The sequence below is a fragment of the Enterovirga aerilata genome, assembly GCF_013044135.1.
Lineage (GTDB): Bacteria > Pseudomonadota > Alphaproteobacteria > Rhizobiales > Beijerinckiaceae > Enterovirga > Enterovirga aerilata.
Genome location: NZ_JABEPP010000002.1, coordinates 685,747 through 702,249, shown reverse-complemented (window position 1 = coordinate 702,249; position 16,503 = coordinate 685,747). Strand labels below are relative to the sequence as shown.

Sequence of the window (16,503 nt, the reverse complement as noted above, 5' to 3'; positions counted from 1 at the left end):
CCCCCGACGCGATCAAGGCGGCCGCTATGCTAATCTCGCCTCCGATTCGAGCGGAGACGTGGATGGCCGGGCATCACAGACGGGTTCTCGCTGCGGCGGCGCTCGCGCTGGCGTTCGCCGCGCCTGCCATGTCCGCGACGTACGAGTTCGTTCCGGCGCCCCAGACCGACCTCAACCGGATCTACCGGGTCGACAAGTACTCGGGCGAGGTCAGCTCCTGCCAGTACGGGCTGCAGGAGGGCACGGTCGGCGTGACGCTCTGCTTCGGTGCGGGGGAGGGCGCGGGCCCGCAGCCGCCCGGCGAATATGGCATCGTGTCCTCGCGGCACGAGCGCGAGGGCGGCGTGTTCCGGGTCAATTACCGCACGGGCGAGATGAGCGTCTGCTACGTGTTCGACGAGAAGGTCGTGTGCACGCCGCAGACGAACCCGCCGCCGCCGGCCCGGCCCGCAGGCGCGCCCTCGGCGACCTCGGCCGTGCAGCGGCCCTGACCTTGCAGGGATGACCTCCGACGACGCCAAGCGGCGCGCGGCCGAGCGGGCCTGCGATCTCGTGCAGAGCGGGATGAAGCTCGGCCTGGGAACCGGCTCCACGGCCGCGCTGTTCGTCGCCGAGCTCGGGCGCCGGCGCATAGACATCCTCGGCGTGCCGACCTCGGAAGCGACGCGGCGGCAGGCCGAAGCGCTCGGGATTCGGCTCGCGACGCTGGACGACGAGCCCGAGCTCGACCTGACCGTGGATGGCGCGGACGAGCTCGATCCGGTGCTCAACCTGATCAAGGGGGGAGGGGGAGCGCTCCTGCGGGAAAAGCTCGTGGCGGCCGCGAGCCGCCGGATGGTGGTGATCGCGGACTCGTCCAAGCGCGTCCCACAGCTCGGGCGCTTCCCGCTTCCGGTCGAGGTGGTGTCTTTCGGGCTGGAGACCACCCGCCGGCGCATCGCGGCCTGCCTGCGCGAGCTCGAGCTTCCGGCAGATATCCGCCTCAGGCGCTCCGCCGACGACCAGCCCTTCCGGACGGATGGCGGCAACGTGATACTGGACCTGCGGCTCGGGGAGATCCCCGACCCGCACGGCCTTGCCGCGGTTCTGAAATCGACCCTCGGGGTCGTGGAGCACGGCCTCTTCGTCGCGATGGCCTCGCTCGCCTTGATCGGCGGGCCCGAGGGCGTCATTGAGATGGCCGGAAACTGACAGGCGCAGGTCAAGGAGAGCCCGTCACATGGTTTGTGCATTTCTTCGCGCGCCGGCAGCCCTGCTGGCGCTGGCGGTCTTTCTCGCCCCGGCGCGCGCGCAGGAGCCCTCCGCGAGCCATCTCGCGGCCGCGCGCGAATTCATGGATACGATCGGCGTGCTGAACCCGGTCAACGAGCTCATCCCGACCTTCACGGACCAGGTGCGCAAGCAGAACGTCGCGCGCCCGGAACTGTCCAAGGATCTGGAGGACGTCTTGAAGAGCCTGCAGCCCGAGATGCAGCTCCAGCGCCAGCAGGTCACGAATATCGTGTCGCGCACCTATGCGAAGTGGCTCACCGAGCCCGAGCTGAAGGAGCTTACGGTCTTCTTCAAGACGCCGCTCGGCGCCAAGTACAACAAGATCCAGCCGGAGCTGGTCGAGGATGTCGTGAACGACGTCCAGGTCTGGACGCAGCAGGCCTCGGAATACGTGATGGTGCGTGTGCGCGCCGAAATGGCCAAGAAGGGCCATCAGCTCCAGTAGCCGCAGCGGGCATCACTCCGCCGGCCCGCGCTTCAGCAGGCCGGCCGCTCTGAGCGCTTCCTTCACCCGCTGATGCTCCTGCCGGACGAAGGCCTGGAAGGGCTCGGGCGGAAGGAAGGCGCTCTGCCACTTGCGGGCGTTCAGGGTTTCCTGCCAGCTGGGGGAGGCCAGCGCCGCCTGGATCAGCGCCGTGAGCCTGTGCTGCTGGTCGCGGCCGAGGCCCGGCCGCGCGGCAAGGCCGCGCCAGTTCGCGAAATCGAGCGGGATGCCGGATTCCGTGAGCGTCGGAGCATCGAAGCCCGGCAGCCGGTCGGGCGAGCTCACGGCCAGCAGCCGCAATCGGCCGGATACGAGCTCGGCATGGACCTCGCTCAGGGCCAGCATGGCGGCACCGACCTTCTCCTCGGCCGCAGCCAGGCCCGCTTCGGCGCTCGTCAGGAACGGCACGTAGTTGAGGTGCTGCGCCGGGACACCCAGCGCCCGGGCGAGCAGGATCGCGGCCACATGATCAACGCCGCCGTTAGGCCCGCCCGCCCAGGCGAGCTTCGTCGGATCGGCGAGAAGCGCGGCGCCGATCTCGTGGATCGCCCTGAAGGTCGAGTTCGCCGGCACGACGATGCCGAAATAATCCGAGCTGAGCCGGGCGATGGGGGTCAGTCGGTCGAAATCGGCCGCGGAGCGGCTGAGCAGGCTCGCATCCAGCATGGTCAGGCCGGTGACGAGGAGGTCCGTTTCCGATTCGGTGGTGAGGAAGCGCGCGAGGCCAGTCAGCCCGCCGCCGCCGGGTATGTTGCTGACGGCTGCCGCGAGGCCGCCGCGCTCCGCGAGCGCAATCCGCAAGGTCTGCGCGACCTGGTCCCAGCCGGTCCCCGGCGCGGAAGGGGCGATGATGCGGATATCGGTGCCCTGCGCCGGGGCCTCGCAGGCGGTGCGGAGGAGGCCGCATAGAATGAGCGCCAGCGCTCTCGCTCTCATGCCTGTCTTCGTCACGGTCGCACGGGCAGACGCTAGACGGAGCGCGGGCAACGGACAAGGCGTGCGAATGCGCCATGCGACGCCGCGCCCTCCGGCCCGCCGTCCCGCGCCGCCCGGTCCCATATGACCTGACCCCGGACACAAGCTTGTCGTGAGACGGCGGGCGCTCTATAGGTCCGCCCTCTGCGCAAGCAGCGCCGCGCCCATCGTCTAGCGGTCCAGGACGTCGCCCTTTCACGGCGAAAACACGGGTTCGAGTCCCGTTGGGCGCGCCAGCAAGCTCAAGCACTTAGCGGTGTGAGGGCGAGCCGTGTCCCGTTTGTGTCCAGTTCTCTCATGAAGTCGCCCAGCTCTCAGGCCCGACAGAATGCGAAGCGAGGGCGTCCTAAAGCTACGGGCAAGCACTCGAAGGCTGACGAGCTAAGGCTCCTCGGAATGCGCTCTCTGCTGACGGAGGGCCAATCCACCTCGATCAGCGAGGCTGCCTGGGCCGTGCTCGACGAGGAGCCTGTAGGACCTGGCACCAGCAAGGAGGACCTCGACGCCGAGAGGAGGAGAGCGCAGGATCGTCTTCGCAAAAAGTACCCGGAGTGGATCGCAGAGCAGATTGCGAAAGACGGGCTGTCCGCCCCGGTGCGCCCTGAACCGTGCCAAGCTGTGCAACCGGGTTCAATTCCGCTGCCGGAGGTGAACCTGGCAGTTCAGGCGGTCGCGTCGCTTCCGGGAGACATTCACGAACGGGTGCGGCAGGCCCGAGACGCTGCCTTGGGTGCTGGAGGCCGGCTCGCTCAGGCCGCCGTAGCCGAATATCTGAAGCTAGCAAAGTCTCGCTAAAGCCCGAGACTTTGATTGGCGGCGCTCACGCGGAGCCGCTCAACTCGTGGTCGGCTGATCGCAGATCGTTGAACGCGTGTTGCCGGGCGAGCCGCGCGAACGACCATGAGCCGAAAGTGTCAGGGCTGCCCGCAGTTCGATCAGATGCCGGGCGGCCCGAACGCATCTTTATCGCGGCCGCGAGTATCCGGAGCGGCACCGGGCTGGTTCCGACGTCCATGCCGGGAGTTCGTCGTAGTATGTTCGCCCAAGCCTGAGAAGCTCCTGAAGCTGCCAAGACTTCTGCACAACGGCTACAGGGGTGGATGCACGACACCCAGCTCATGCTCGCGTTCGCCGACGAGAACATGATGGACAAGATGCTGGCGACCGGCGTGCGGGTCTACGTGCCCGAAATGTCCGGCTACAGCGACGAGTTCGACCGGATGATCAACAAGGACGACATGATGTCCGTCCCGCCGGACGACGTAATTGACCCGCTCACGGGCGAGCTGACCATGCCCGGTATGAAGAACTACGGCGGCGGCGACGTGGATGCCACGTACCGGCTGGCGAAGGCGCTCGACCCGATCCTGCGCCGGGACCAGAAGCAGTACCAGTGCTACCGCAAAATCCAGTTCCCGGCGCTCCTGACCTTCGCCCGCGTGGCGGAGCGGTACGGGATCATGATCGACCAGGACCACCTGGACGCGCTGGGCGTCGAGATCGCCCGCTAAATCCGCGAGAACTACCGCACCCTCATGCGGCTCATCCCGCCGAAGGTGAAGCGCGAGTGCATCGCGGCCGGCGAAGATATGTCCCTGACCCGGCCCGCCTTCCTCCAGAAGGTGCTCTTCCCGAAGGACGGCTTCGGCCTGAAGCCCCGCGTCTTCACGAAGTCCACGGCGGAGCTGGACAAGGGGCAGCGTGTCCCCTCCGTCTCGGTCAAGGATCACCTGCCCTATTTCTTCGACGAGCCCGGCGATGACGGCGTGTTCTGCCGGGCGCTCAAGGAATACATCCAGGCCGAGAAGCTGCTGAGCACGTATGTCGACACGCGCGAGTAGGGGAACGGCTTCTGGGAGTACATCGCCCCGGACGGCGCGATCTATCCGAGCTACAAGCTGCACTCGGTCGTCACCCTCCGTTCGGCCTCGGAAGCGCCCAACGGGCAGAACTTCCCCAAGCGCGGTCGGTTCGCCAAGTCCTACAACAAGGTCTTCAAGGCGCGGCCGGGCCACAAGATCATCTCGGCCGGACTTGTCCCAGATCGAGCTGCGGATCGCTGCCTGGATGGCGATGGACCCGACCATGCTCGGCATCTATCGCAACGACGGCGACATCCACACGGCTACGGCCGCCGTGTCCATGGGCGTGTCCGACGGCCAGTTCGCCCAAGCAGATGCAAGCACACGCAAACTAAATCGCTTCAAAGCGAAGGCCGGGATTGCAACCCCCGTTATCCAGGTTCTAGTGCCCCGTTCTCGTGCCGGTAGCGATCCACGATGCAAGTGTCCGCCTGGTACCGCGGCGTGCCCCCGGCGCTTGCGCGCGTCCGGGAACGTTCGACCAGCTCGTCGACTGTCAGGCCGGATCTCAGCAGTTTCGTGGTCCAGTCCCGACCGTAGCTGAAATCGGGGACATCGGTGACAATGAGGTGCCAAACGTGCCAGTGGACTACTTCGATCCCACGGTACAGGACTGGCCGGTTCCTCCGTGTGTTGGTCAAATTGCCAGTCGCATCAACGAGCCGGAGATTGCCGGGCTCATAGTGACCGTCATTATTCACTCGATCAATCTGAAGCCCTCGGTAGCTCTCAGCCGGCAGCTCTTTCAAAACGTACTCAATGAATGAGCGTCTCGAAGAGAAGCGAAGCTCGATCCCGCGACCGCCATAGTCCCGATAGGAGGGGCAATTCGGATTACGGGTACGTTGCTTGATTGCGTCGTAACGTTCCCCGATGTTCTGTCCCTTCTCGCAGTAAAGTGTCTTGCCGCGGCTGCCCTGGGTTTTGCCAGCGAGGAGGTTGTCCACCGAGATTAGTTTCTCTCTCTCTGTCGCGGAGCAACGGCACAGGACGTAGCGGTAACCCGAGCGTCTGATGATCTCTGTGCCTATCACCTCCCATGTGCCTGGTTGGGCTGCCTGGAGCCTGGCGAATATCGTCTCGTCTGAGACGTGTTTCGGATGAGCTGCGCCGGATTGAAAGCCGCCGCGCTTCTTGCTGGGTTCGATGGACATATCGGGTCTTCCGGAGGATCGATCTTGGGGGGGGGCTAAAGGGTAGGTTTCGCTAAGAGGGAACAAAGGCTTGGGGGCGTGGGCGTATCCGGTAAGGGCGCGCGTCCGTGTTGGGTTGCGAGGCAGGCCCAGAGTGGGCCTCGTTGCCGCTGAGACGCCGGAGCCAGGCATTGAGTTCGGTCGCTGGGATTAAGGTCTTGCGGCCAACCTTCAGTACGTTGATCCGCCCAGCCTTGACTTCTTCGTAGAAAAGGCTCCGGCCAATAGACGCTAAAAAACAGAACTCGCGTATAGACAGTGCAATCTTGGCTTGGTTGGGTGGCATAACAACTCTCCAGGCTCGTCCGAAGACAGCCGGAGACGTATGCCGCGACCCGCCGAAGTCCAAATGGATCTAATGGCGTTGTCGCCGGAATTAATGGCGAGGTATTCTGATTTCCTCGGATACTATGGCTTTTCCATTCCGCCCCAGGAAGGTGCCCCCCGCTGCGTCATGTTCCGAAAGAGCCTGGCCTAGCGGAACGATGAAGCACCCTCCCAAGGCTGTTCCGATAACATGGTTCTTGTATTTTGGAACGGATGTTCCTAAGGTTCTATGGACCTAATGGAACGGTTCAGACAATGCTCGTTGGTTACGCAAGGACAAGCACTCTGGAGCAAGCGGCAGGCCTAGAGGCCCAGCTTAGGGAACTTGAGGTCCTCGGCTGCGAAAAGGTATTCCAGGAGCAGGCGAGCTCGGTTGGCCCGCGCAGGGCTCTGGAGCGTGCTCTGGAGTTCACGCGCGAGGGCGACACGCTAGTCGTGACGAAGCTCGACCGTCTCGCCCGTTCCGTTCCACACATGTGGGACATCATCCGCAAGCTCCAAGCCAAGGGGGTAGGCATCCGCATCGTCAACATGGGGATCGATACAAACACCCCTACGGGCAAGCTCATGCTGAATGTGCTTGGAGGCGTTGCCGAGTTCGAGCGCGAGATGATGCTGGAGCGGCAGCGGGAAGGGATTGCCAAGGCGAAAGCCGAAGGGAAATACCGCGGTCGCAAGCCGACGGCGCGAGCCAAAGCAGAACAGATTGCGGAGCTGCACGCCGGAGGTATCAGCCTATCTGAGATCGCGCGCCGGCTGAAGATTGGGAAGACGTCCGTGCACCGGGTGCTGCAATCCGACCGTTCGTGATCTGGTCAGATTGCAGCGCGTTCAACTAGCGTCGAGCACGGGGAGCGCTGAAGCAGGAACGTAGATGGGCGACGTGTATCGTGGGTCGTCTAAATGCGCCCGGCCCTCTTCTAGGCGTGAGTGAAAATAATCGCGATCAACAAATCATTTTGTATTGATTTTGCTTGTGTTGAGACTGTATTTTGGCGCTGATTACATTGACTGCTCGGGTGCGATCGAAGGGCAATTGAGTGAAACGCGCTGATCAATCGATCCGTCCGCTTTCCGAGCAAGCGGAGACGACGCGGAAGCGATGGAACGGGGCCGGTAGGAACCCCAGCATCACGGTTCGGCAAGTCGAGGTAGCGGCGGAAGTCGCCGTTGGAGCGCAGCTCCGCTTTCCCGAGCTGACCGAAGAGGAAATCCTGGCGTTTGTAGCCGGGAACCCATGGCGCTTCGCTAGGACGATGCCCCAGTACCCGCACTGGTACTGCCTGATCGAGAAGGTGGCAGAGGAGGATCGGCTGACCTTCTGTCGCTTCGCTCGGCAAATCCGACGCCGCGGATATCGGCAGCGGTTCCGCAAGAGATGGCAGACTTACTACGACGTCGGTCCCGACAAATTCTGGGTCATAGGGTACGGCAAGCTCGACGACCCCCGCGACGTCGATGACGTGATCCTGATCAATCGCGCTCCTAAGGGGGATGCCTATCCCTGATCTGTGCGATTGACCGTGGGCTGCGCCCCGGCAGTAACCTTCGGGTCAATCTGAAGACGCTGAACCTCCCATCCTGATCCGTCGAGCGTGCAACGCGTTTCACAAAAACGGGTCTCGGACCGGCTTATTCGGGCGGTGTTGGCTTCACCCACGCCGTTACCGCCATGCCGCTTGCGGCTTCCGGTAAGCCGCGAGCGGCAGCGTGCCCGGAACCGGGCATTCGGGTTTGCGCCCAAGCCGGTCAGTCCCGGCCCAAAGAGCTTGGCTCCAAAGCGGGCAAACGCGTGCGATCAGCGATATGCACGTGAGTTCCTATTGAACTTGCAAGCTGCGGGTTGTGACATCCCCCGACGGAGATGGAGTGGGTCATGAGGCTGAGCGCGCGCAACAGGCTGAAGGGCAAGATCGTCGAGGTCACGAAGGGCCAGACCACCGCCCATGTCCGGATCGACGTGAACGGCACGATCGTCACGGCCGCGATCACCAATGAGTCCGTCGATGAGCTCGGGCTTAAGGTCGGGATGGGGGCCTATGCCGTCGTGAAGGCGTCCGACGTCATGGTGGGCGTCGACTAGGCCCGTGAAGATGTTTCCTGATCGCCGGATCGTGCTCGGCGGCTTGGCGTCCGCGCTAGCTGCCGTCGGTGGGGAAGCCGCCGAAACCGCTGTCGAGGACGCCGCTCGGCGCAGCGTAGCCCGGCCGGCTACGATCAAGCGCGTCTTTCCAGCCGGACCGCCGGCCGCGATCCTGCTCTACACGCTCGCACCCGACCTGCTGCTCGGCTGGCCGCGCGCGAACCGGGCGGAAGAGCGCGAGTTCCTGCTGCCGGATGTCGGGGGCCGGCCCGAGATCGGCCGCATAACGGGCCGGAGCAACAGCGCGAACCTGGAAGCCGTGCTCGCGGCAAAGCCCGATCTGATCATCGACGTCGGCTCGACCGGCCCGACCTATGTATCCCTGGCCGAGCGGGTCCAGAGCCAGACCGGCATCCCCTATGCGCTGCTCGACGGCACGCTCGCCCGGACTGCCGAGACCTATCGCACGCTCGGCCGGCTCCTCGGCCGGGAACGCGACGCGGAGGAGAAGGCGACCTATGCCGAAGCGCTGCTGGCCCACATAGCGCAGCGGGTCGCGACGGTGCCGGCGGACCGCCGCCCCCGCGTGTACTACGCCCGGGGACCCCGCGGCCTTGAGACCGGCCGCGGCGGCTCCATCAATGTCGAGAGCCTCGACATGCTCGGGGCCGTGAACGTCGCCGGCGGGACCGGCGGCGGGCTCGCGACCGTGTCGCTCGAGCAGGTCCTCGCCTGGGATCCGGAGGTCATCGTCACAATCGACCGCGACTTCGCGGCCTTCGTCCGCCAGGATCCGGCCTGGGCCTCGGTCAGGGCCGTTCGCGACGGGCGGGTGCATCTGTCGCCGAAGCTGCCCTTCGGCTGGGTGGATTTCCCGCCCTCGGTCAATCGCCTCATCGGGCTCATCTGGCTCGGCAAGCTCCTGTATCCCGCGCTCTTTCCCGAGGACCTCGTGGCCGAGACGCGGGCGTTCTACCGGCTCTTCTATCACGTGACGCCATCCGACGAGGGGATCGCCCGGGTTCTGGCCGGACGCGGATGAAGCACCGCTCGCCCCTTCTCGGCCCGGCGCTGGCGCTCGCTCTGCTGCTCGCCGGGATCGCGCTCGCCTTCTCGCTTGGACGCTATCCAGTGCCGCCGGGTGACCTCCTTCGCATCCTCGTCGCCCGGCTGACGAACACGCCCTCCGGCCTTCCCGCCGCGAGCGAAGCGGTGGTGCTGCAGATCCGGGGCCCGCGCGTGCTCGCCGCGATCCTGATCGGCAGTGCGCTCGCCAGCGCCGGCACGGCGTTCCAGGGATTGTTCCGGAACCCGCTCGTCTCGCCCGACATCCTCGGCGCATCATCCGGCGCAGCACTCGGCGCGGTGATCGGCATCTTCTTCTCCCTGCCGATCCTCGGCATCGAGCTTCTCAGTTTCGCGGGTGGGCTCCTCGCCGTCGGGCTCGTCTACGTGATCGGCTCCGGCCTCCGCGGCGGTGACACGGTTCTCACCATGGTCCTGACCGGCGTCGTCGTGGGCGCGCTGCTCGGGGCGGGGATCGGCCTGATCAAGTACCTGGCCGATCCCTACAACCAACTGCCGGCCATGACATTCTGGCTGCTCGGCAGCCTCGCCGGGATCGCGCCGGCGGACATCCTCACCCTGCTTGTCCCGATCCTCGGCGGCACGGCGGTCCTTCTGCTCCTGCGCTGGCGCATGAACGTGATGTCGCTGCCCGAGGAGGAGGCGCGTGCGCTCGGCGTCGCGACCGGCCCTCTGCGGGCAGCGATCGTGGCGGCGGCGACGCTCGTGACCTCGGCAAGCGTCGCGGCATCGGGCGTGGTCGGCTGGGTCGGGCTGGTGGTGCCGCATCTCGCGCGCTTCCTCGTCGGCCCGAGCTTTCCGCGCCTCCTTCCCACGGCTGCCATCCTCGGCGGCGCCTACCTTCTTCTCATCGACACCGTCGCCCGCACGGCCGCCTCGGTGGAGATCCCCCTCGGCATCCTCACGGCCGTGATCGGGACGCCCTTCTTCATCGCGCTTCTCGCGCGCATGCGGGGCGGCTGGTCGTGATCCTCCAGGCGCGACAGCTCGCCTTCGGCTATCCGGGCCGGGAGGTCGGGCGAGACGTCGATCTCGCGTTGACGCCTGGCCGGGCGCTCGCCCTTCTGGGGCCGAACGGCGGCGGCAAGACCACGCTGCTGAAGACGCTGCTCGGGCTGCTCCCCCCGCTTGGCGGAGAGGTGCTCCTAGACGGCAGGCCGCTCGGCAGCACGCCCGTGCGGGACCGGGCGCGGCTGATCGGCTACGTGCCGCAGGTCCATCTCGGCACCTTCGCGTTCTCCGTCGCGGATGTCGTCCTCATGGGGCGGACCGCCCATCACGGCCCCTTCACCCAGCCGTCCGCTCGTGACCGCGAGGTCGCAGCAGGAGCCATCGACCGCTTCGGCCTGACCGGCCTCGCGGAGCGGCCCTACACCATGATCTCCGGAGGCGAGCGCCAACTCGTGCTGATCGCCCGCGCGCTGGCGCAGGAGCCGCGCCTCGTCGTCCTCGACGAGCCGACAGCCAGCCTCGATTTCGGCAACCAGGGCCGGGTGCTCGGGGAGATCAGGTCTCTCACGCGCGCCGGCCTCGCCGTTCTCTTCACGACCCACGACCCGAACCACGCCTTGCGCGTCGCGGACGAGGTCGCGACGCTCCGGGCCGGCCGGCTCCTCGCGCACGGGCCCGCAGCCGAGGTGGTGACGCGAGCGCATCTCGAAAACCTCTACGACGCACCTGTGCGGGAGGTCGGGTCGGCTCCGAACCTCGCATTCGTACCGGACCACTCTTGACGAGCCCCGGCCGCGCATTGTGGCCCGGAGGTGAAGTGGTGTCCGCAGATCAGTCGCCGGATGTCGGCCTGAAGTAACCCGGACGGCCGTCGGTCAGGCCCACCGCCGTGACTATCGTGTCTAGTGCCGGATGAGCGAAGTCGGTTCGCCAGGCCAGGAAGTACGTCTCGCGGCCGATCGGCACGAAGCCGAGTCCGAACCGCTCGGCAACCGACCTCACGCCCATGCCGACATCCGCCTCGCCGGAGGCGACGAGCGCTCCCACGGCCTGATGGGTGAACTCTTCGTTCTCGTAGCCCGGGATATCTGATCCGGTCAGGCCGGCCTTCTCCAAGAGCTGGTCGAACCAGAGGCGGGTGCCGGAACCGCGCTGGCGGTTGACGAAGCGAAGCCCTTTCCTTGCCAGGTCCGGAATCGACCGGACCTTTTGAGGGTTCCCCGTGGCGACAAGCAGGCCCTGCCCCCTGTCGAAGAGCGCCCGCACCTGGAACTCGGGGCTCTGCAGGATCGCGGCGAACTCCCCCGCCTCGCTCCGGTCCGTCGAACCGAAATGGAAGCCGGCCGCATCCGCAGTGCCGTCCAGGAGGCTACGGGCGGCGAGCGTGCTTCCGGCGACCAGCCTGTCTACGTCCCTCATCGTGGACAGGATTTCGGCGAGCCATGGGTCGTGGCTCATGGCGATCCGCAGCGGCGATATCTGGGCGACGGCCATCGACAGGTCGTGGTCGAGTTCGGCGCTCTCTTTCGCGAGGAGCGGTGAGAAATGATCGATCGTCTGGGTGAGCCGTGCCCGAAGCGCCTCGCCATAGGCGGTCAGCGCACTGCCGTGTCCCTTGGTGCGCAGCACCAGCGGCTGACAGAGACCCTCTTCGATTTGGCTGAGGAGACGCCAAGCGGCCCGGTATGATAGGCCGAGCCGGGCCGCTGCGGCCTGGAACGTTCGCTCCTGGACGATGCCGTCGAGGAGGGCCACGACATCGTCCAGCGCTACTCGCTCGGGGAGCTTCTCGACGGAGCCGCTGAGGCTAAGCGTGAAATGAGGCATCGGCTCAGCTGTACATGATCCCTCGGTGAGAGAAACCGAGGTGTCAGCTGATCTGCACGAACCGGGCCGGAGGGTGTGAGCGCACCCTGAACCGGAGTCTAGCAGGCGGCGTTGCTCTTGCCGGAGGTCGGATCGAGCCCCTGGGCGGTGGCCGGCTGGGAGGACGAGCCGGAGGCGGACCCTTGCGGGTTGGTCCCGACATAGGCGCCGCCGAGCCCGCCGGTCCAGCCGCTCGTGCCCATACCACCCGGCGCCGTTCCGGCGTCCTTGCCCTGGCTGGGCGGGGTCGCGGGCTGAGCCGGGGCGGCCGTCGTGCAGCCCGGCTTGCTGTTCTGGGCGAAAGCTGCGGCAGGGGCGAATGCAAGACCTGCTGCCGCCAACGCGAAGACCAAACCTGCCCGCATGTTCATTTCCTCCGTGATCGGTCAAGAAACGCCAAGTTGTGGCAGGTGTTCCGGCCAGCTACGACACGCCGATACCGGCAGCCCCTTCTTTCACATGGCCGATCCGTGCGGCGAGGCCGTATCCCGCGGCCCGGATCATCGCGACGAGGTCTGCGGCCCGGTTCGCGGCGCATGCGACGAGAAGGCCGCCCGAGGTCTGCGGGTCGGTTAGGATGTGCCGCCGCCATTCAGGGAGATCGGACGGAAGCTCCACCTCCCCGCCATAGCTCGCCCAGTTGCGGTTCGATGCGCCGGTCACGAAACCACCTTCCGCCAGCGCCGCCGCCTGCTGCAACAGCGGGACTCTGTCGGCTTCGACGATGAGGCGAGCGCCCGATCCGCGCGCCATCTCCAGCCCGTGGCCGAGAAGCCCGAACCCCGTCACGTCCGTCACCGCATGCACGTCGGGGTCGCGCGCGAGTTCGAAGCCGATGCGGTTGAGGAGCGTGGTCGTGCCGATCAGCTCGTCGTAACCGGCTGGCGACAGCTCGCCCTTCTTGAAGGCGGCGGAATAGAGGCCGACACCGAGCCCCTTTGTCAGGATCAGGGCGTCGCCCGGCTTCGCGCCGGAATTCCTGCGCACGTCTTCCGGCCGGCAGGTGCCTATGACTGCAAGGCCATAGATCGGCTCGGGCGAGTCGATCGAATGACCGCCCGCAACCGGGATCCCCGCATCCGAACAGACCGAGCGCCCACCCTCCAGGATGCGCCGAACGGTTTCGGGCGCGATCTTGTCGACCGGGATGCCGAGGATCGCGAGCGCCATGACGGGCTTTCCGCCCATCGCGTAGACATCGGAGATGGCGTTAGTCGCGGCGATGCGGCCGAAATCGAAGGGATCGTCCACGACCGGCATGAAGAAGTCGGTGGTGGCGATGATGCAGGTGTTGTCGTCCACTTGCCAAACGGCGGCGTCGTCGCCGGTCTCCGTCCCTACCAGAAGCTGGCGGAAGGGCTGCGTCTCCGCCTTTCCGAGCAGTTCCTGCAAAACGGACGGGGCGAGCTTGCAGCCGCAGCCGCCGCCATGGGCAAGGCTCGTAAGGCGGACATCGTGGTGACCCATGCGTGTTTCCTTCAGGCGACCGCCACGGCGGGATGCGCGGCAAGGCGCGACCAGGTGGAGGCGAGCGCTGCCGCGGCGGCCGCGACCTCCTCGGGGCTCGACGTGCGGCCGAGCGAGAGCCGCACTGCCCCGAGCGCTTGGTCGGATGGCAACCCGAGCGCCGTGAGAATGGCCGAGGGCGTCTCGTCGCCCGCATGGCAGGCCGAGCCGTTCGAGGCGATGACGGCCGGGCAGCTTTCCAGAAGTTGTCGGCCGGAGACGTTCGGGAAGATGACGTTCAGGGTGTTCGGAAGCCGCTCCGCGGCCTCACCGACCAGCAACAGATCCGGCACTGCCTGGCGGAGTGCGTCCAGCAGCGCTTGCGCAAGCCTGCGCATCCGCTCGGCATCCTCCGATAAGCGCGACATCGCGATGCGGCAGGCCTCACCGAGGCCCGCGATGAAGGCGACGTTCTCCGTGCCGGGGCGCCGGCCGCGCTCCTGGCCTGCACCGACCAGAAGCGGCGGAAGCTCGATCCCAGCGCGCGTGTAGAGCGCACCGATGCCTTTCGGAGCGTAGAGCTTGTGCCCGGCGATCGACAGGAGATCGACCCCGAGCGCTCTGACATCGACCGGCACCTTGCCGACCGACTGCGCCGTGTCGGCATGGACCAGAGCGCCGACGGCGTGAGCACCGCGCGCGACCTCCGCCACCGGCTGAAGCGTGCCGATCTCGTTCTGGGCATGGATGATCGTGACGAGCGCCGTCTCCGGCCCGATGGCGGAGGTCATAGCTTCCGCCGCTACCCGGCCATCCGAGGAGGCCCTCGCCCGCGTCACCCGGCGCCCGCCCCGTTCGAGCAGGCTGCAGCATTCCTCGGTCGCGGGATGTTCGATGGCCGTCGTGACGATGCCGGAGCGCTCCGGCCGGAGCGCGGCCGCGCCGCGGATCGCCATGTTGCTGGCTTCCGTGCCGCCACTCGTGAAGACGACCTCGCCGGGCTCGGCCCCGATCAGGGACGCGACCTGCTCGCGCGCCCTCTCCACCGCACGCCTTGCCCGCTGGCCGAGCGGATGCGTGGTGGAGGCGTTGCCGTATTCCGCGCGGAGATACGGCAGCATCGCCTCCAGCACCTCCGGATCGACCGGCGTCGTGCCGTTATGGTCGAGATAGATCGGCCGCATGGCATCGAGCCCGGGCGGATTTCGAGGAGGTCCGCCGTTAGCCTTCCTAGACGGCCACCTCACTGGCGCGGATGACGTATCTGAAGCTATCCGGGTCGAGGCAGTCGAGCCGGGCAGTCTTGATCTCGGCCTGCGGGTACATGAGGAACTCGAGCTTCGGCCCCGCCGCTCCGGGCAGCGCGAGGTCGTGCGCGAAGTTGTAGGCGAGCCAGTTCCCCTCCCAGGCGCCGAACAGGGCCTTGCGTGCCGCCAGCACTTTCTCGTCGGAGAGCGACAGCTTGCCCGGAGGCTCCTCCAGGGCGACCTTGCGCACGTCCGCTGGATCCGCCGGAACCCAGCCGAAGCCGGACAGGAACACCTCGGCCCGGCAATGCTGCGCCTTTGTGACGATCTCGCTTCCGGCTCCCAGGCTCTTGTAGCCGAACTTCGACGGCGCGAGCCTGAGGCCATAGACATCGCGCGCCGGCAGTCCGGCGGCGCGGGCTAGGCCGACGAAGAGCGCGTTGAGGTCGGCGCATTTGCCGCCGAGATCGCCGCTCTTCAGCATGGCCGCGATATCACCGATGCCGCAGCCGCGCGTCGCGGCGTTGCGGAACGTGTTCTCGACGACCCACTCGTAGATCGCGCGCGCCTTCTCCAACTCGCCATCCTTGCCGGCGACGATCTTGTCGGCGGTTTCCTTCACGATCCCGCCGGTCGGGATGAGGTCGGTAGCTTCCAGGTAGAGCTTCCGGTCCGCATCGGAGAGGGGCCGGACGGCCGGGTCCGCCTTGCCGAGGTCGACAAGCCGGTCGCGGGTCTGCACCCGGCTCGCCACCTCGACGAACGGCGACGCCACCGAGCCCGGGAAGGTCACATGGACGAACTCGGCGCCATATTTCGGATCCTTCTTCAGGGCGGCATCGGCCCCGTTGGTGGTCCAGGTGCTTGCCATTGAGCGGAACCAGTCCGACTCGTTCACGGATGGGACTGGCACCCAGGCCTGGGACTCGCCCGAGGCGAGTTCGATGCGGGTCTTCACCTCGAAAGTGCGCCACGCGCCAGGCTTCGGTGCGAAGACGGCTCCGCTGGCACGAGCGCTGCCAAGGGCTCCGAGGACAGCCGCGGCGGCCGTTGTGCCGAGAAAATGTCTGCGATGGATCATGTTCCCCCTCCTTCATTGTTCTGACAGGTTGGTGATCGGAGCGGCGCGCCGGCCGCGACACGCTCCAACTCGTCCCGAACGGGCGCGCTTCCCCAGTCGAGTTCTCCGCGCACTTGAAGGACCGGGCGAAGCTCGCGGTCGAGCACGAAGGTTGCCGGAAGCGCGTGGACGGACCAGGCGCGCGCGACAGCGCGGCTCTCGTCCAGCAGGATCTCGAAACGAGGGGCGAAGCCGTCGAAATAGCGCTTCAACCGCATCGCGGGCTCGGCCACGCTGATCGACAGGACCCGTAACCTGTCCGGGTCCTGCGCCGCGAGCGTGTTCAGGCTCTCCAACTCCGGACGGCAGGACACGCACCAGGTCGCGAAGAAATGAACGATGGTGGCCCGCTCAGGCTTCGCGGCCAGCGCGACCGTGTCGCCCGCCACGTTCGGAAGCGAGAAGCCGTCAACCTTCGCCGCCCGGCTCATGCAGAAGCCGGGCTCGGCGCGCGCCGGAGCGGACAGGCACAGGGCAGCCACGACGGGGAGGCTGGCCAAGAAGGCCGAGAATGCACAGCCCCGCGACGCGGGAGCCCAGCTGATGGACACGTCCCGAGCTACTCAGAATCCGCCGGTCGGGTCAAGCATG

At 66.6% G+C, this 16,503-nt stretch carries 20 protein-coding genes, 1 tRNA gene and 1 pseudogene; 13 read left to right on the top strand and 9 right to left on the bottom strand.

The window, feature by feature from the left end; all coding sequences use genetic code 11:
* Positions 1-62: 62 nt before the first annotated feature.
* Genes HJG44_RS08700 through HJG44_RS08690 form a run of 3 tightly spaced genes read left to right on the top strand, consistent with a single transcriptional unit; the run spans position 63 to position 1,717 of the window.
* Positions 63-491: a hypothetical protein gene (locus HJG44_RS08700; RefSeq protein WP_171217934.1), complete on the top strand. Its 429-nt coding sequence runs from the start codon at positions 63-65 to the stop codon at positions 489-491.
* A 10-nt stretch (positions 492-501) separates the two neighbouring features.
* Positions 502-1,191 carry a ribose-5-phosphate isomerase RpiA gene (rpiA, locus tag HJG44_RS08695; RefSeq protein ID WP_171217933.1) on the top strand — a complete coding sequence of 230 codons (690 nt, stop codon included), beginning with the start codon at positions 502-504 and terminating at the stop codon, positions 1,189-1,191.
* 28 nt (positions 1,192-1,219) lie between these two features.
* Positions 1,220-1,717 (top strand): DUF2059 domain-containing protein, encoded by a 498-nt coding sequence (locus tag HJG44_RS08690; protein WP_171217932.1) that lies wholly within the window; start codon positions 1,220-1,222, stop codon positions 1,715-1,717.
* A gap of 12 nt (positions 1,718-1,729) precedes the next feature.
* Here the strand turns inward: HJG44_RS08690 and HJG44_RS08685 are convergent, their stop codons facing one another.
* Positions 1,730-2,692, bottom strand: coding sequence for a Bug family tripartite tricarboxylate transporter substrate binding protein (locus HJG44_RS08685; RefSeq protein ID WP_171217931.1), 963 nt, complete (start codon positions 2,690-2,692; stop codon positions 1,730-1,732).
* A 199-nt stretch (positions 2,693-2,891) separates the two neighbouring features.
* On the opposite strand from HJG44_RS08685, the gene HJG44_RS08680 reads away from it, so the two are divergent.
* From HJG44_RS08680 to HJG44_RS24365, 4 genes and pseudogenes are all read left to right on the top strand, one after another.
* Positions 2,892-2,967: transfer RNA gene (locus HJG44_RS08680), tRNA-Glu, on the top strand.
* A gap of 864 nt (positions 2,968-3,831) precedes the next feature.
* Positions 3,832-4,242, top strand: coding sequence for a hypothetical protein (locus HJG44_RS08675; RefSeq protein WP_171217930.1), 411 nt, complete (start codon positions 3,832-3,834; stop codon positions 4,240-4,242).
* 24 nt (positions 4,243-4,266) lie between these two features.
* Positions 4,267-4,572, top strand: coding sequence for a hypothetical protein (locus tag HJG44_RS08670; RefSeq protein ID WP_171217929.1), 306 nt, complete (start codon positions 4,267-4,269; stop codon positions 4,570-4,572).
* Positions 4,553-4,909 (top strand): annotated as a pseudogene (locus HJG44_RS24365) (DNA polymerase); the annotation flags it as partial. The gene HJG44_RS08670 and the pseudogene HJG44_RS24365, both read left to right, overlap by 20 nt.
* Positions 4,910-4,964: 55 nt before the next feature.
* Here the strand turns inward: HJG44_RS24365 and HJG44_RS23640 are convergent.
* Both HJG44_RS23640 and HJG44_RS24360 read right to left on the bottom strand, forming a co-directional pair.
* Entirely contained in the window at positions 4,965-5,747 is a 783-nt protein-coding gene (locus tag HJG44_RS23640; RefSeq protein WP_246736115.1) for a hypothetical protein, read from the bottom strand.
* Positions 5,748-5,799: 52 nt separating this feature from the next.
* On the bottom strand, positions 5,800-6,072 hold the full coding sequence (locus HJG44_RS24360) for an excisionase family DNA-binding protein (protein ID WP_171217926.1): 273 nt from the start codon (positions 6,070-6,072) through the stop codon (positions 5,800-5,802).
* 296 nt (positions 6,073-6,368) lie between these two features.
* Here HJG44_RS24360 and HJG44_RS08650 point away from each other — a divergent pair, with 296 nt between their 5' ends.
* The 6 genes from HJG44_RS08650 to HJG44_RS08625 all read left to right on the top strand — a co-directional run bounded on the left by HJG44_RS08650 (position 6,369) and on the right by HJG44_RS08625 (position 11,015).
* Entirely contained in the window at positions 6,369-6,923 is a 555-nt protein-coding gene (locus tag HJG44_RS08650; RefSeq protein ID WP_171217925.1) for a recombinase family protein, read from the top strand.
* 230 nt (positions 6,924-7,153) lie between these two features.
* Positions 7,154-7,621, top strand: coding sequence for a hypothetical protein (locus HJG44_RS08645; protein WP_171217924.1), 468 nt, complete (start codon positions 7,154-7,156; stop codon positions 7,619-7,621).
* 368 nt (positions 7,622-7,989) lie between these two features.
* Positions 7,990-8,196 (top strand): TOBE domain-containing protein, encoded by a 207-nt coding sequence (locus HJG44_RS08640; RefSeq protein WP_171217923.1) that lies wholly within the window; start codon positions 7,990-7,992, stop codon positions 8,194-8,196.
* 10 nt (positions 8,197-8,206) lie between these two features.
* The gene (locus tag HJG44_RS08635; protein ID WP_171218213.1) at positions 8,207-9,238 is read left to right on the top strand and encodes an iron ABC transporter substrate-binding protein; all 1,032 of its coding nucleotides are present in this window, start codon (positions 8,207-8,209) and stop codon (positions 9,236-9,238) included.
* Positions 9,235-10,251: a FecCD family ABC transporter permease gene (locus HJG44_RS08630; protein WP_171217922.1), complete on the top strand. Its 1,017-nt coding sequence runs from the start codon at positions 9,235-9,237 to the stop codon at positions 10,249-10,251. Before HJG44_RS08635 ends, HJG44_RS08630 begins: the two co-directional genes overlap by 4 nt.
* Positions 10,248-11,015: an ATP-binding cassette domain-containing protein gene (locus tag HJG44_RS08625; protein WP_171217921.1), complete on the top strand. Its 768-nt coding sequence runs from the start codon at positions 10,248-10,250 to the stop codon at positions 11,013-11,015. The genes HJG44_RS08630 and HJG44_RS08625 overlap by 4 nt, the downstream gene beginning before the upstream one ends.
* A 49-nt stretch (positions 11,016-11,064) precedes the next feature.
* Here the strand turns inward: HJG44_RS08625 and HJG44_RS08620 are convergent, their stop codons facing one another.
* The 6 genes from HJG44_RS08620 to HJG44_RS08595 form a co-directional block, all read right to left on the bottom strand.
* Positions 11,065-12,060 carry a substrate-binding domain-containing protein gene (locus HJG44_RS08620; protein ID WP_171217920.1) on the bottom strand — a complete coding sequence of 332 codons (996 nt, stop codon included), beginning with the start codon at positions 12,058-12,060 and terminating at the stop codon, positions 11,065-11,067.
* A gap of 98 nt (positions 12,061-12,158) precedes the next feature.
* Positions 12,159-12,464 (bottom strand): hypothetical protein, encoded by a 306-nt coding sequence (locus HJG44_RS08615; protein ID WP_171217919.1) that lies wholly within the window; start codon positions 12,462-12,464, stop codon positions 12,159-12,161.
* A 58-nt stretch (positions 12,465-12,522) separates the two neighbouring features.
* Positions 12,523-13,566: a selenide, water dikinase SelD gene (gene selD / locus HJG44_RS08610; protein ID WP_171217918.1), complete on the bottom strand. Its 1,044-nt coding sequence runs from the start codon at positions 13,564-13,566 to the stop codon at positions 12,523-12,525.
* Positions 13,567-13,577: 11 nt separating this feature from the next.
* On the bottom strand, positions 13,578-14,729 hold the full coding sequence (locus HJG44_RS08605; protein ID WP_171217917.1) for a cysteine desulfurase family protein: 1,152 nt from the start codon (positions 14,727-14,729) through the stop codon (positions 13,578-13,580).
* A gap of 46 nt (positions 14,730-14,775) precedes the next feature.
* Positions 14,776-15,870 (bottom strand): transglutaminase domain-containing protein, encoded by a 1,095-nt coding sequence (locus HJG44_RS08600; RefSeq protein WP_171218212.1) that lies wholly within the window; start codon positions 15,868-15,870, stop codon positions 14,776-14,778.
* Positions 15,870-16,412 carry a TlpA family protein disulfide reductase gene (locus HJG44_RS08595; RefSeq protein ID WP_171217916.1) on the bottom strand — a complete coding sequence of 181 codons (543 nt, stop codon included), beginning with the start codon at positions 16,410-16,412 and terminating at the stop codon, positions 15,870-15,872. The genes HJG44_RS08600 and HJG44_RS08595 overlap by 1 nt, the downstream gene beginning before the upstream one ends.
* Positions 16,413-16,503: the final 91 nt, after the last annotated feature.

Bases quoted from the DNA above. Each gene is read 5' to 3' on its own strand.
- HJG44_RS24360 (WP_171217926.1), bottom strand. From the start codon at position 6,072: ATGCCACCCAACCAAGCCAAGATTGCACTGTCTATACGCGAGTTCTGT.
- HJG44_RS08620 (WP_171217920.1), bottom strand. From the start codon at position 12,060: ATGCCTCATTTCACGCTTAGCCTCAGCGGCTCCGTCGAGAAGCTCCCC.
- HJG44_RS23640 (WP_246736115.1), bottom strand. From the start codon at position 5,747: ATGTCCATCGAACCCAGCAAGAAGCGCGGCGGCTTTCAATCCGGCGCA.
- selD (WP_171217918.1), bottom strand. From the start codon at position 13,566: ATGGGTCACCACGATGTCCGCCTTACGAGCCTTGCCCATGGCGGCGGC.
- HJG44_RS08630 (WP_171217922.1), top strand. From the start codon at position 9,235: ATGAAGCACCGCTCGCCCCTTCTCGGCCCGGCGCTGGCGCTCGCTCTG.
- HJG44_RS08675 (WP_171217930.1), top strand. From the start codon at position 3,832: ATGCACGACACCCAGCTCATGCTCGCGTTCGCCGACGAGAACATGATG.
- HJG44_RS08700 (WP_171217934.1), top strand. From the start codon at position 63: ATGGCCGGGCATCACAGACGGGTTCTCGCTGCGGCGGCGCTCGCGCTG.
- HJG44_RS08605 (WP_171217917.1), bottom strand. From the start codon at position 14,729: ATGCGGCCGATCTATCTCGACCATAACGGCACGACGCCGGTCGATCCG.
- HJG44_RS08635 (WP_171218213.1), top strand. From the start codon at position 8,207: ATGTTTCCTGATCGCCGGATCGTGCTCGGCGGCTTGGCGTCCGCGCTA.
- HJG44_RS08650 (WP_171217925.1), top strand. From the start codon at position 6,369: ATGCTCGTTGGTTACGCAAGGACAAGCACTCTGGAGCAAGCGGCAGGC.
- HJG44_RS08640 (WP_171217923.1), top strand. From the start codon at position 7,990: ATGAGGCTGAGCGCGCGCAACAGGCTGAAGGGCAAGATCGTCGAGGTC.
- HJG44_RS08615 (WP_171217919.1), bottom strand. From the start codon at position 12,464: ATGCGGGCAGGTTTGGTCTTCGCGTTGGCGGCAGCAGGTCTTGCATTC.
- HJG44_RS08670 (WP_171217929.1), top strand. From the start codon at position 4,267: ATGCGGCTCATCCCGCCGAAGGTGAAGCGCGAGTGCATCGCGGCCGGC.
- HJG44_RS08685 (WP_171217931.1), bottom strand. From the start codon at position 2,692: ATGAGAGCGAGAGCGCTGGCGCTCATTCTATGCGGCCTCCTCCGCACC.
- rpiA (WP_171217933.1), top strand. From the start codon at position 502: ATGACCTCCGACGACGCCAAGCGGCGCGCGGCCGAGCGGGCCTGCGAT.
- HJG44_RS08690 (WP_171217932.1), top strand. From the start codon at position 1,220: ATGGTTTGTGCATTTCTTCGCGCGCCGGCAGCCCTGCTGGCGCTGGCG.